The sequence below is a fragment of the Flammeovirga aprica JL-4 genome (assembly GCF_012844305.1).
Lineage (GTDB): Bacteria > Bacteroidota > Bacteroidia > Cytophagales > Flammeovirgaceae > Flammeovirga > Flammeovirga aprica.
In genome coordinates, this window is the sequence record NZ_JABANE010000001.1 from 68,284 (window position 1) to 83,100 (window position 14,817).

Annotated in this window: 8 protein-coding genes; 3 read left to right on the top strand and 5 right to left on the bottom strand. The window is 36.3% G+C overall.

The window, feature by feature from the left end; genetic code table 11:
- Positions 1 to 16 precede the first annotated feature (16 nt).
- Positions 17 to 2,122 carry an ATP-dependent DNA helicase RecG gene (gene recG, locus HHU12_RS00305; protein WP_169654165.1) on the top strand — a complete coding sequence of 702 codons (2,106 nt, stop codon included), beginning with the start codon at positions 17 to 19 and terminating at the stop codon, positions 2,120 to 2,122.
- On the opposite strand, the gene HHU12_RS00310 is transcribed toward recG, so the two are convergent.
- On the bottom strand, positions 2,119 to 3,729 hold the full coding sequence (locus HHU12_RS00310) for a tetratricopeptide repeat protein (protein ID WP_169654166.1): 1,611 nt from the start codon (positions 3,727 to 3,729) through the stop codon (positions 2,119 to 2,121). The two genes, recG and HHU12_RS00310, sit on opposite strands and share 4 nt — an antisense overlap.
- A 164-nt stretch (positions 3,730 to 3,893) precedes the next feature.
- Here HHU12_RS00310 and HHU12_RS00315 point away from each other — a divergent pair, with 164 nt between their 5' ends.
- Positions 3,894 to 6,830, top strand: a complete 2,937-nt coding sequence (locus HHU12_RS00315) for a glycosyl hydrolase 115 family protein (protein WP_205959733.1) — start codon at positions 3,894 to 3,896, stop codon at positions 6,828 to 6,830.
- An 83-nt stretch (positions 6,831 to 6,913) separates the two neighbouring features.
- Here HHU12_RS00315 and HHU12_RS00320 read toward each other — a convergent pair whose 3' ends face one another.
- The 3 genes from HHU12_RS00320 to HHU12_RS00330 form a co-directional block, all read right to left on the bottom strand.
- Positions 6,914 to 7,699: a hypothetical protein gene (locus HHU12_RS00320; protein WP_169654168.1), complete on the bottom strand. Its 786-nt coding sequence runs from the start codon at positions 7,697 to 7,699 to the stop codon at positions 6,914 to 6,916.
- Positions 7,700 to 7,921: 222 nt separating this feature from the next.
- Complete coding sequence (locus tag HHU12_RS00325) at positions 7,922 to 9,553, bottom strand: hypothetical protein (protein WP_205959734.1); 1,632 nt, start codon at positions 9,551 to 9,553, stop codon at positions 7,922 to 7,924.
- Between the two features lie 188 nt (positions 9,554 to 9,741).
- Positions 9,742 to 11,235, bottom strand: coding sequence for a DUF1254 domain-containing protein (locus HHU12_RS00330; protein WP_169654169.1), 1,494 nt, complete (start codon positions 11,233 to 11,235; stop codon positions 9,742 to 9,744).
- 178 nt (positions 11,236 to 11,413) lie between these two features.
- Between HHU12_RS00330 and HHU12_RS00335 the strand changes: the two genes are divergently transcribed.
- Positions 11,414 to 12,061 (top strand): response regulator, encoded by a 648-nt coding sequence (locus HHU12_RS00335; protein WP_169654170.1) that lies wholly within the window; start codon positions 11,414 to 11,416, stop codon positions 12,059 to 12,061.
- Here the strand turns inward: HHU12_RS00335 and HHU12_RS00340 are convergent.
- Positions 12,058 to 14,742, bottom strand: coding sequence for a tetratricopeptide repeat protein (locus HHU12_RS00340; RefSeq protein WP_169654171.1), 2,685 nt, complete (start codon positions 14,740 to 14,742; stop codon positions 12,058 to 12,060). The two genes, HHU12_RS00335 and HHU12_RS00340, sit on opposite strands and share 4 nt — an antisense overlap.
- Between the last annotated feature and the right edge of the window lie 75 nt (positions 14,743 to 14,817).

The following is a 14,817-nucleotide window of genomic DNA, read 5'->3' on the forward strand; positions in this document are numbered from 1 at the left end:
AACCTAGAGGAAGCAAGTGAATAATATCTTTGATACAAAAATTGAATATCTAAAAGGAGTAGGGACTGTTAGGGCAGAGATTCTCAATAAAGAGTTGGGTGTATACACTTTCGGCGATTTATTGGAGCAGTACCCTTTCCGTCATGAGGATAGAACAAGGTTTTACAAAGTCGATGAAGTAATCAATGATACTACAGCCGTACAAATAATAGGTCGGCTAACATTTAAGAATACAGTTGGAGAAGGAAGGTCTAAAAGGTTGGTAGCCTCTTTTTCAGATGAAACTGGTGAGATTGAATTGGTGTGGTTTAGAGGAGCGAAATGGATTGAAAAGAAATTGACGGTAGGGAAGTGGTATGTCCTTTATGGAAAGCCTCAACGATTTGGTGCCAAAATGTCTTTTTCACATCCTGAACTAGATGAATACGATCCTTCAACACCCCGTACGCAGAAAGGTGGCTTAGTGCCTGTTTATCATACTACGGAGAAAATGAAAAATAAGGGAATGGACTCTAAAATGCTGGCGAAGTTGACGAGGACTTTGCTTGAAAATGTGTACCGTTCTATTTCTGAAACATTGCCGGAATACCTTATCAAGGAAAATGATTTAATATCAAAAGGATTAGCAGTTGCTTGGACACATTTTCCAAAATCACCTGAAACTTTAGCACAAGCATCGTATCGTTTGAAATTTGAAGAGCTCTTTTTTCTTCAGTTAAAAATAATAGCATCAAAGGCAGGGAAAAGGACAGATAAATTTAGAGGACAGGTTTTTGAGAAAATCCCAACATTCAACCTTTTTTATAAAGAACAATTGCCTTTTGACCTCACAGGAGCACAAAAAAGGGTGGTAAGAGAGATTTATAATGACATGCGAAGTGGCTATCAGATGAATCGTTTACTACAAGGTGACGTAGGAAGTGGTAAGACAATTGTTGCTTTTATGTGTATGTTGATGGCACTCGATAATGATGCTCAATCAGCATTAATGGCGCCTACAGAAATTTTATCACAACAACATTATAATGGGTTGAAGCCTTTTGCAGATGAGATGGGCGTGACGATTGCTTTGCTGACAGGTTCCTCTAAAACCAAGGAAAGAAGAGTAATTGATGAGACATTGAGAGATGGCTCGTTGAAAATTATTGTAGGTACTCATGCTTTAATTGAAGATAAAGTAGACTTTTATAATCTTGGTCTTTGTGTGATTGACGAACAGCACCGTTTTGGTGTAGCACAAAGAGCCGCGCTTTGGAAAAAGAAAAGTAAAGCGAAACCTCATATGTTGGTGATGACTGCGACACCTATTCCAAGAACGTTGGCAATGACCGTTTATGGTGATTTAGAGGTGTCGATTATTGACGAATTACCGGCAGGGCGTAAACCGATTATCACTTGGCATAAATTTGAAAAAGGGAGATTGAGAGTATTTGGTTTTATGAAAGAGCAAATAGAATTAGGTCGTCAGGCTTACATCGTTTACCCATTAATTGAGGAATCAGAAACTTTGGATTATAAAAATCTTGAAGAAGGTTATGAAGCAGTATCAAGAGCATTTCCTGAATATAAAGTCAGCATTGTGCATGGCAGAATGAAACCTGCGGACAAAGATGCAGAAATGCAACGTTTCGCTGACGGTAAAACACATATTATGGTAGCAACAACCGTAATTGAAGTTGGTGTAAACGTCCCGAATGCCTCTATCATGATTATAGAAAATGCTGAGAAATTTGGACTTGCCCAATTGCATCAGTTGAGAGGTCGTGTTGGTAGAGGGGCAGAGCAGTCTTATTGCGTTTTGATGACAGGTGATAAGCTTTCTAAAGATGGAAAAGTCCGTATTCAAACTATGGTAGATACAACTGATGGTTTTAAAATTGCCGATGCAGATTTAAAGTTGAGAGGTCCTGGAGATATTGAAGGTACTCAGCAAAGTGGTGTGCTCGATTTACGTCACGCAGATATTGGTCAAGATGCCGCTTTATTGCAATATGTGAGAGGAGTTGCAGAGAAATTGATTGATGAAGATCCTGATCTAGCAAAAGAAGAACATGGAATTATCAAACATCAGCAGTCACTCTTGGTGAAAAAATCAGTAACGAACTGGAGTAGGATCAGCTAATACCGGTCAATTACATTTGATAAGCTCTCTTCTCTTTCAAGCTTCAGTTTTTTTCGAATTCTATATCTCGAAGTATTGACACCATTGATAGAAATATTAAGTAATTGTGCCATTTCTTTAGCCGAGAAATGTAATTTTATAAGGGCGCAATGCTTCAATTCAGTAGAAGTTAATTCAGGGAAGTTACTTTTTAGGTTATCATAAAAATTTTTATTTACATCAATAAATCGTCGGTCAAATTCATTCCATAATTGAATGCGATGTTTGGTATTCAACTTCACCAACTTTATTAATGCTTTATTTTCCGAAGCATGTATCTTGATTGCACTCATTAATTCATTGAGGAGTGATTCTTTATCAATTAACTGTAATGTAAAAGAAGTCAGTTCTTTATTTTTTATTTCAAATAAAACCTTATTTTTCTCTTCCTGATGCATCGCTTCAAGCTGTTGCTTTTCCCTTTCAGCCTTAAATTTTTGTTGTTTCTGTCTTGAATGTATGATTAGAAGAATGATGATAAAAAAAGCAATGACCACTACAAAAAGGATAGAATATTGAAGACTTTTTGCTTTTTGATGTGCTAGTTCATTTTCAGTTTGAAGTAAGGCTTGATCCCTTTCTTTTAGTTCCTCCAAATAGTTATTCTTAATATCTAACAGTCCAGCATTCTGATTACTCTTTGCACTGAAGAGTTGATCATTTACTTCCTTGGATTCATTCATTAATTGATAAGCTTCTTTGTATTGCTGTTGCTTATTTAATGTGAAAGCCAACAATTTTAAGCATTCTGCTTTAGTATCGTAATGAGCGTGTTTGACTTCAATATTTCGCAAAGCTTTTCTAAAATAACTTTCTGCCATCGGCCACTTTTCAAGTTTTATATAGGCACTGCCCAAGTAATAATAAATGATGGTAAGGTAAAATGGATTAAACCGCTCAAAGTGTTCTTTAGCTTTTAGTAGGATGGGAAGGGCTTCATTTATTTTACCTTGAAGCATAAGAATATTTCCTTTTTCCGTATCTAAATAAACTTTCTGCTTTTCGGTATAACTCATTTGTTCCGCTAGCGTATAGCAGGTATCCAAGTAATGAAATGCTTTTTGATAATCGCGTTCAATACGATAATGGAGCGTGAAATTATAGTAACAGGAGATGATTGCCTTTGGTGTTAACTCGCCTTTCTCAACGGCTAGTTTTGCAAATTGAAGCATCTGTTTTTCATGAGAAAAAGCTTCCTCATTCTTGTCAAAAACATTATAAAGCCGAGCAATGTGTTTGTGGACTTCATAGAGTAAAGTGAAATGATTGTATTGTTCAGCAAGATCTTGAGCTTTCCAAATATGGGTATAGCTATCACTGTAATTTCCTTTTCGAGCATTGTGGTCAGAGAGTCCTAATAGGGCCTTGATCATCCAAGTAGAGTCTTTTTTTGAAGTAAAATAATCATAGCAATTTTGAAGTTCCTTTATTTTTGCAGAATCATGCTGAATGACCGTATTGTATAATTGAATATAATGTGAAATACTATCTTCTTGTGCTATCAAAGAAGTGTTAGTTTGAAGAATAAGATAAAAAAGTACCCCAGTAATGATAAGTAATCTGTTCATTTTCAGTATTTAATTAAACTGATAAATTTTTCCCTTTTACTGAATATATAAACAGGTGAACAGATGTGGTGTAATAAATTTTTGTGTCTTTGTATAATTTTTGAATGACCCCGTTTTTTGAATAAAAAAGTCTTTCAGAGGATCTTTAGGTGGAATTATTACTTATGAAAAGAACACGTAAAACCATGAAATCTCTTTTTTATTTTTTCATCTATGGACTGTTGATTTTTGAAGTCAATGCTCAAAATATTATTACAGAAAAATATCATCCGTCAGCTTTTCCATTAATCGAAAATGGGAAAATACCTACCATACTATTTGCTCAAGAAGATTATGAGGTTGTAAAAACTACTGTCAAACATTTTACTCAAGATTATCAATTAGTAAGTAGTAAAACACCGAAAGTAACCACTTCAAAACACCCAAAAGAAAATGTGATAATTATTGGTTCTCTAAATAACAGTAAAGTGATCTCGGCCTTAGTTGAAAAGAATTTAATCGATACTGTTGGGCTGACTAATCAATGGGAAAAATACAGTATTCAAGTGATTTCTAATCCTTGGAATAAAAAGAAAAAAGCATTAGTGATTACGGGGAGTGATAGAAGGGGAACAGCTTACGGAGTATTTGAAATCTCCAAGCAAATGGGTGTATCCCCTTGGTATTGGTGGGCAGATGTTTCAGTAGAAAAAAAGAAATCACTTTACGTTAATCATAAAGGATTTAAAAGTAAATCACCTGATGTGAAATATCGAGGGATTTTTATCAACGATGAAGATTGGGGATTGCATCCGTGGAGTGCTAAAAACTTTGAAAAGGAGTTGGGAGATATTGGGCCAAAAACTTACGCTAAAGTATGTGAATTGCTGTTACGCTTAAAAGCAAATTACCTATGGCCTGCAATGCATGAGTGTACTGGTGCCTTTAATAAATATGCCGACAATAAAATAGTGGCTGATCAATACGGAATCGTAATGGGTTCTTCTCACTGCGAACCTGTCTTATTCAATAATGCCACAGAATGGGATAAAAAGACCATGGGAGAGTGGAATTATGCCACCAATCGAGAAGGAATCTGTAAGGTATTGGATCAGAGAGTTTCTGAAAATGCTCCTTATGAAAACCTTTACACGATAGGTATCAGAGGTATTCATGATCATGCTATGGAGGGCGGTTTCTCAGTGGAAAGAAAAATAGAATTGGTAGAAGAAGCGATCCAAGATCAAAGATCTATTTTGGCAAAGCATACAGAGAAATCAGCAGAAGAAGTTCCTCAGATATTTGTGCCTTATGCCGAGGTGTTGCATCTCTACAATAATGGATTAAAAGTGCCTGATGACATTACGCTAATGTGGGTGGATGATAACTATGGTTATATCCGTAGACTCAGCGATCCTTTAGAGCAAAAAAGATCTGGAGGAAGTGGTGTCTATTATCATATCGCTTACTTAGGAAATCCACATGAATACACTTGGTTGAGTACTACCAACCCCGCATTGATTTATCAAGAAATGAAAAAAGCGTATGATTATAAAGCGGATAGAGTGTGGATGGTGAATGTAGGTGATATCAAACCAACGGAATACAATACACAGTTTTTCCTTGATTTAGCATGGGATGTCAATTCAATAAAAAGAGAGACTGTTTTTGATCATATGTACCAATGGTATCAAGATATTTTTGGAGATGAATTAGGAAAGCAATGTGCCGACTTGATGTATGATTATTATCAAATCAATTTTACGAGGAAACCTGAATTTATGGGTTGGGGAGAAGAATTTTCGAGTTCAAGATGGAGAGAAAGAATTGAAGATTCTGATATTAGTTTTACCAATTACAGAGAAGCGGAATCGAGACTTTCGGAATTTAAAGCATTAAGTCATCGTGCAAATCAACTAAGAAGTTTAATGCCGGAAAAAGACCAAGAAGCCTTTTTTGAGTTGGTTTACTATCCTGTACGTGGAGCACATTTTATGAATCATAAATTGCTTTTAGCCCATAAAAACAGATGGTATGCTTCATTAAAGCATTCTGGTACCAACCAACTCATTTCAGAAGTCAAAGCCTATCATGATAGCACAAAGTGGCTGACAGATGAATATGGAGCACTATTAGATGGAAAGTGGAAAGGTATCATCTCAGAGATTCAATCACAAGGAGCAACCTTTGCGAAATTACCTCCTACGACTGAAATTGATATTCCTCAGAAGGCAGAGTTAGGAGTAATGGTAGAAGAGAATGAACCTTCCATCGGAATCAATAACCTTTTGTGCCTGCCTGCATTTACCTCACATTATCAAGAAACTTATTATATCGATGTTTTTAATAAAGGAAAGGAACCTCTAAAGTGGTCTGCTGAAGTGAGTGAAGATTGGATTCAACTGAGTAAAACTTCAGGGACTACGGTGGTAGAGGAAAGAATTTTGGTGACGGTAGATTGGACTAAACTAAAGTTTAATTCAACGGGAAGCATTCGTATAATAAGTGGAGAGGAAGAGGAAATTATTTATGTAAAGGCTTTTGATACTAAAATTGATTCAGACAGTCTTCAAGGTGTATTTGTTGAGAAAAATGGTGTGATTTCCATTCCTTTGGAGAAATACCATCAAAAAGTAAATAAAGAAGAAGTCAATTGGGTGGTCAATCAAGGACTTGGAATTACAGGTGCCTCATTGACCATCGATAATAATCACGCTAAAACCGCCGGACATTGGGCAAGAAATGATAAATATGCTCATGTGGAATACGAATTCTATACGTTCAATACAGGTCGATTTGACATCTCCACCTACGTATTACCGACTTACCCTATCAATGGTTTCCAATTGCATCGTTTCGCGATTTCCGTAGATGATGAGTCACCAAAGACTATCTATGTAGGGGCAGAAATTGATAGTGATCGATGGAGAAATAATGTAAGAAGAAATTCCTCTATTCATACTTCCTCTCATTATATCACTACGCCAGGAAAACATACCTTGAAGATTTATTATTTAGATCCTGGAGTGGTGTTGGATAAAGCAGTGATGGATTTTGGAGGATTGAAGAAGTCTTATTTGGGGCCTAGAGAAACAAGATTAGAAGATTTAAAGATAAAATAATAGTTGGTTGATTCTTTACGAAGATAGAGGCTGTTCTTATTTTGAACAGCCTCTTCGTGTTTATAATATACTCTTTTTGTTTTCTAGAACTGCATATTCAACCCTCCATAAACTTGGAATGTAGGTTGACCTGCTCCATGCACGATAACACTTGGTTGTGGTTCAACAAAGAAGTTTAAAACCGTTTTATCTAGTTTTACTACTTTACCCATACCTAAACCAATTGGAACAGCGTAGTTGCCAGTTTCCATATCAAAAGTCATAATTGGTGCACCTCTGAAGTATAATCCTTTTCCTAATTGCCAGAAGTAGAAAGGTTGTACCGCTAATAAATTCACACCATCACGGCTTGGATCACCACCGATGTCTGTTCTCCATGTTACTAATCCACCATATTGGAATTGAGGACTAGCGATGGCATAAACAACAGCGGCAGCACCTAATGTATTTTTTCCGCTACCCAATGCCGCATCACTTGCTGTATTGAAACTTGCTGATGGACCAAATCCAAAAGTGATTTTTGGTTTCATTACACCCAAATAGAAAGCAGTTAAATCAATATCACCTAGACCTGATTTACTGAAATTAGTTGTTTCATTATTGATAAATCGAGTTTCCAGCGGAGCTGATAATCTCCATAACACACGACCTGTTGGCATTGCAAATCGCATCCAAGTAGAATTTGCAGCTCCTCCCGTAGTTTCATTTAAAGCAGGACGAGCATAATGCTGAATATTGAAAGCGACAAGGTCAGCTAATGGGTTATTGGCTTTGGCTAATTCTTCTGCTGAAGGTCCTTTTTTATCCTGAGCATATAAGGACGTTAAACTTAAAAGTAAAATAGCAATTGAAGTGAAGAACTTTTTCATTTTTTTAGAATTTAGATTGATAAATGAGATTGTTTAATTATCTATTACAAAGGTGGTTATATCTCCATTTCTATCCTTTAGGGAAAGGTTAGATCTAAAAAATTAGGGTTTCCCTTAGTTTTTAAATCGATAGTATTGAACGTAAAAAAGCCCTCCGAAGAGGGCTCAAAAGTATAGTCTACGAATTACCGTAGATCTTTCTAAAAATTGATATGTAAATTTTTATTTTTCAAAATTAATACGTTTGGCACTGAAGAATCCACCAAGGATTAAATCCCCATCTTCAAGGAAGTACCCGATACCACCCCAGTTGTTGTAGTAAGCACTTTCTGTTGGCATTTTCCAACGACCTACCATTTCACCAGTGTTCCAATCCAAACCAGTGTATTCGTAGTTCAAGCCTACCTTGTTGGCAAAGTAAATGACGTTCGATTTGGCAGATACGTGAGGCACCATTGTGTCCGTATTATCAATCGTCATATTAGTCCATGACTTCTCGAATTTGTTTTCTTCTGTATTCCAAACAAATTGTTGGATACCTCTTGGTGCATGACGAGTGACACCTGATGTCATTGCATTACCAAAAATATCTCCTCTTGTTTCTGAAGGTTCAGGGAATGTACAGTTAATTACAACGACTCTATTTCCCATCACAACAGGAGAAGGTTCGATAGTAAGATCGCTGACATCTACTCTGATTTGATCCGCAATTCTACGTGATTTTGTTCCTTCTTTTTGTTTAAAGTTGGAAGGGATTTGATCTCGCCAGAAAGCGACTAGTTTTGTTCCGTTTTCATCAGCATCAGCAATAAGAACCAATTTGTCTTCATCACCACCGAAGCCCATCAAAGTAGGAGTTGTACCACTACCACGTGATAACGCACCCATGGCTACTGCTTTTTCACCGTCCATGGTATCATAAGGTGCTTTCCAACCACCATCTTTTTCATCATAAGATAGTTTATCACCTGTCCATACTACTTTGTACATATTTTCAGAAGTCACTACATAGATACCTGATTCATCTATTGCGATACTGTTATCTACAATTTCACCAGGGAACGTGATATAACCTTTTAGATCTAAATCACGAGAATATAAACCTACCATTCCTGGAGCGGCAACTGCCAAGTGACCATCGTAAGTCATGCCAAAACCAACGGCTCTTGTTACATTTTTTGCAAGATCAGCAGGAAGACCGTCAGTGATATTGGCTGTTTTTACCAATTGCTGAGGTGCATTTACATCATTATTATCAGTTGATTTCATAATGTTTACACCACTATACATGGAGTAGTGGTAGCCCTCATTATCAAACAAGTTATATACTCCATTGGCTACTGTTTTAAAGGTGAAACCAAGATCCGCCATGTTTTTTGATTCCGCTAAAATGGCTTTATCATCATGAGCAAAACGTGCTTTGTCCATACGGTCAACTACTTCCATGATTTCATTTGGTTCTGCACCTTCCAAACCTGGGTAAGGTAAGAAAGAAACCTGCTCGAACTGATCGCCAGTAGCAAGCACTTTTCTCACTCCATTAACACCACTAATCATGATAATTCTATCTTTTCCGATATGTTTAGTAGTAGGATTAGAGTTGAAAACGGCAGGGATAGTTTTTACCTGATCTTTACTTAATTGCATACTAAATGCTGGACCTGCAATAGGTGATACATCCGTTTGTGCTGGGTTATGATGTGAAGTAGGATAAACACTTTCAGTTAACCAAGGGTTCGTTTGTGGTAAAGCACTCATCTTACTATTAGGGTGATCTGTTTGTGCTAATGCCTGAAAACTAGATGCTACCATAAGACTTGCAATTACCGCTTTTTTTGAATTTAAATTAATCATTTTCTTATTGTTTAGATTGATAAATGAGATTGTTTAATTATCTATTACAAAGGTGGTTATATCTCCTTTTCTATCCTTTAGGGAAAGGTTAGATCTAAAAAATTAGGGTTTCCCTTAGTTTTTGATATTTAAAATTTTGGTACAAAAAAAGCCCTCAGAAGAGGGCTTATGGTGTCATAAAGGTATTCTTAATAGGACTTTTTCTCAATATCAGGTAGTACCCAAGTGCGGTCTACTACTTCTTTTCCAGGAGAATAGAATCTGAAGTAAGGGAACCAAGCACGACCTTCTTCAGTTTGAATCCAATTGCTTTCAAATCCTTTTGGAGCTTTTGGACCAAAGTAAAGGTCAATAGAACCGTTCATATTTACTTTTAAATCCTGTCTTGATGATAGATCTGCTTTTTGAATCTCATTTTGCAAGAGTGTACGAGTACTCACTTCATATAATGTCACTGACCAGAATGCTTTTGCAGGAGGATTACTTGGAAGACGTAAACGGTAATTCTGTCCACCGTCTAACCAATCGCCATCAGCATCTTTATAAGAAGTAAGGTAAACTTGACCATATCCTCCATTGACCATACCGTGCATAGCGATGTCATTAGAAACGGCTTCATAGAACCAAGCTGCACGTCCGTCTAAAGCATCCATATTTTCACGACGTTGGTTTGGAGGTGAAGTAGTGGCAATTTCCCACGCTGATCCCTCCATGTACGGAGCATCTTCTAGGCGTTCAGTTCCATCAAAATCTATCGCTTTAGTCATTGCTTCCCCAACGTAAGCGGCTTCCGTTAGAATTTCTTTTTGATACAATGTAGGTTCAAAAGGTTTCCCTCTTTCGATGCCTAGCGGTTTCAACATCGCCATAAAGAAACGGTCTCTTTCATGAATAGGACCATTGGCATTGATTCCTTCTGCTAAACGTTCAAAATATTCCAAACCTCTTGGTGCAGCCGCCATCCAAGGTCTTTCATTGGTTTCAATATATCCTCTAGGATGTGGATCTTCACGTTCTGAGTAAGGATAGATGTTGTAATTGTCCAATACCTTCATGCGTTCTGCTTTATCAGGTGACATTAATCGAAGACCTGTCATGACTGAATTAGTATTTGACCTTACGACTTTATATTCTGATAAATCACCTTCTGGCAATTTCGTTTCTGGTCCTAATATTAAAAACTTGGTAGGTTCTGTAAAACTAGCCAAGCCAATTTGCCACATATTGGACATCGATCCTCTAACGCCTCCTTCTGGTACTTCCATAATCCAAGGGTCATCTTGTACTTCTATAAAAGTAAGTGCATAAGGAGTTGTGGCATTGTAAGTCAAACCGCCCACTCTGTCTTTATAAGATTCATGCAATATGATCTGTCCATTTTTAAGTCCTAAATCATGATGGAAGGAGTGCTGCCATTGTAAAAAGGAAACATAAGGTGTAGCCCAAATATAAGCTTGAGTGGCACGTTGGAAGTCCATTTCATCAAACAAAAGATGTACAGTTTCTTCCGTTGGGTAACCATTTTCAAAACCATGAGTAAAATCTAATTTCCCAATTCTAGTATCCATTGAATTAGAATCTGATTTGATTTCTTCAACAGTATCAGTAGTTGGCAGGGTAGTATTACAGCCAGATAATAGCACTGAAGCTAATGCCACTTTAGCAATGATATCTTTTTTCATTTTCTTGATGATTTGATTGAATTTTGATATTACAAAGCTACGGCGAGTGCTCTCCTTAACCGATGGTGAAATTCTGAAAATAGAAAAACTAGGGTTTCCCTTACTTTTTCAAACAACATTAAAAAGTGATGGTTATATTTAATAGAAAATTAAAAGCTCTTCCATTTTAACAAACACTATGATTAAAATATTTTTAGTAGACGACCATGAAATGATCCGTGAAGGTTTGAAAACCTATTTTGAAAAATCTTCAGAAATAGAATGTATCGGAGAAGCAGAAAATGGTGTGGACTGTCTTGAAAAATTAAAATCATCCCAACCCGATATTGTAGTGACTGACTTGAATATGCCGGAAATGGACGGTATAGAACTAGCCAAACAGATGAGTAGTCTTCACCCTGAGGTAAAAGTTTTGGGTTTAACCATGATGGATGACCATAGACACGTAAAGCAGTTTTTAGCTGAAGGAGCAAGTGGATATTTATTGAAAGACTGTAAGCAGGAAGAGTTATTGATGGCAATTAAAACAGTATCAACAGGAGGTACTTATTTTTCTCCTAAAGTCACAGAAATCATCATTAATAGCATTCAAAAAACAAAGCCTCACGCTAAAAGGATGGTCAATGAGGTGAAATTGTCAAAAAGGGAAAAAGAGGTCTTAGAATTAATTCTAAAGGAATATTCGAATACTGAAATTGCAGAAGCCTTGTTTGTAAGTATGAAAACGGTGGAGGCACACAAACGGAATCTTTTGGTAAAGACGGGGAGTAAAAATATTGCAGGATTGATCCTTTACGTAATAGGAACCAACTTGATTGACTTTTAAATCGTCTTTGAAATTTCAACAATAATTGTCGTTCCATCACCTTCTCGGCTGTCTACCTCCAAGGAGCCATTGATAGCATCTAGTCGGTTTCTGATATTTCTGAAACCATGTCCCTCTTTGTCTTTCAGTCTGGAAGTGTCAAAGCCAATTCCATTATCTTCAACCGTCAAAGAATAGGAGTCTTGATAATCATACAATTGAATATTGACTTCTGAAGCCTTGGCGTATTTCATGACATTATTCAGGCTTTCTTGTAATATTCTGTAAAGCGTAATTTCAATCTGTTGGTTTGGAAGTTGTTCAGAAGCCAAGTTATGTTGGAAGTCAAAAGTAATTTCATCTGTTGAACTATTCATATCATCAATCAACATTTGACAGGCAGCTAAAACACCATAATCTACAATGGACTTCGGCATCAAAACATGAGCAACTCCTCTAGCTTCCTCGATTGATCGCTCTAAATATTTCCATCCCAACTCAAACTTCTCTTTAATGCTTTCTGGAATATCTTTCATTTTGCTTCTAAAATGTCGGATGTTCATAAAACTGATAATTAAAGTCTGTTGCAAGCCATCGTGGATTTCTTTCGAAATACGACTCCTTTCAGCGTCTTCTGTTCTTAAGATGGCTTCAAGCATTTCTTGATTTTTCAGCTTTTGAGCAGTGATGTCGGTATGTGTACCCACTATCCGAAGCGGTTTATTTTGTTCATCTTTTTCAACAATTTTACCTTTCGATTGTACCCAAACTACTTTTCCATTTTTGCCTACCAAACGGTATTCATCTTCCAGAAAATCGGTTTTCTGCCTTATAATAAACAAGTGGTGAGCTTTCCGGGTCGTTATCTTTTTTTCTTCTGAATGTAATAAGTCATAAATACTATCTCTCGTTTCGGGAAACTCATAAGGTTCAAATCCCAGCATCGTATAAATGGCAGGGCTAAAAGAGATCTGACCTTCTTTTACATTATAATCCCATATTCCATCATTAGAAGCGTCCAAAGCATAGGCATAACGTTCGTCACTTGCTTTCAGTTCTTTGTTGATTTTTGTGATTTCAAAAGTTCTTTCCTCTACCTTTTTCTCTAAACTTTCATTCAGTCCTTTCAACTCATCGGTAAGATCAGTAAGCTTTTCATTTTGTGAAGTGATCGTACTGTTTTGATTTTTGATGGTTTGATTTCTTCTATAAAGTAGAACCACTGATATGATCACAATCAGAAGGATGACCAAGGAAAGGCGAAGTTGAGTAGTACTTTTTTCAAGTTTTGCCGTTTGAATCGCTTTTTGGTTTTCAAAAGCAAGGCTGTCTGCTAAGGCTTTTTTATCATAATTATATTTTAATTCTTTCCGTACAATTTCTTTTTGGTTTTTGTCATTGCCGATGCTATCTCTAGCAATAATATAATTGCGGTAGGCTTCAAAAGCGAGTGTCTTTTTACCTGCTTTTTCATACGCTTTGTAAAGGTCTTCTGCTACATTTTTCTGAATTTCAATATCAGAATCAACCGCCAGTTCGTAGGCTTTTTTCAAGTTGGTGATCGCCAATTTATTTTTACCAATAGCAGTATAATATTTTCCTAATGCTTGGTGTGACAATGCTATTCCAGAACCATCTTTCAGTTGCTTATATAAGTCAAAAGCAGTTTTTATATCTTTAATTCCATTATTCAGTTGATTGGTTTCGATATAAAGTACTCCACGTTTGAGAAGAACATTTGCGATACCATTCTTGTCTTTAATTTCTTTGGATAAGGGAACACATTTATTGAAATATTCTAATGCTTTATCATAATCTCCCGTTTCAAAATAAATAGAACCAACATTGGTGAGGTTATAGAGAATATTTCTTTTGTTGTTGAGCTTAATCCATATATCAAGGCTTTTCTCATTGTATTCAAAGAATTTATCATTATCCTCTAATTTTTGATACATCTGAGCAATATTAGTATAGACATAAGCAATAGAACTTTCATCCTTTTCCTTTTCGTTAATTGCTAAGCTTTTCATGTATAAATCCATCGCTCCTTGATAATCACCTAATCTTTCCTTTAGCAAAGCATAATTAAGCATGGGTACATTTGTCTTTTGAGGTAGGTCAACCTCAAGGTAGAGTCTAATACTTTCTTCAAAATTAGAAGCAGCACTGTCATACTGATTTTGACGCATATTGATGATACCGATATTAGAAGAGATATTCGCGACTCCACGTTTATTGCCCATCATTTCTACCTTATTTTTACTTTCCTTGTAATAAGAAATAGCATGTTCATAGTCTCCCATATAGTAATAGCTTACTCCTATGAGGTAAAGAGAATTGGCAATAGAAAGGCTGTCATCGGTTTTTTCTGCGATTACAATGGCTTTTTTGTAGGCTTCTATGGCATCTTCATTTTTTGAATTTCGTCTTAATACTCTCCCTAACTGCATATAGGTTTGTTGCTCTATAATTCCGTTTTCTTTAGCAAAAGCAACCGACATTTCGATAAAGTGAAGTGCACTGTCTACATTGATCTTTAGATAATGTTCAGAGTATTCATTCAGTGCGTTTACTCTTTCTTTTTGATCAATAGTTTCATCGATCCAAATACCCCAAAGTGAGTCACTCTTTTGAGCATTAGCTACATTAAAATAAATAATTGAGAAGAGTAGAATAGTAAACGTTCGGAGAGAAGCTGTCATAGTAATGTGTTACTGTTTTGAATACTTTTTACAAAATAAAAAATATTCGACAGTCATTTTCAAAAGGGCATAAAA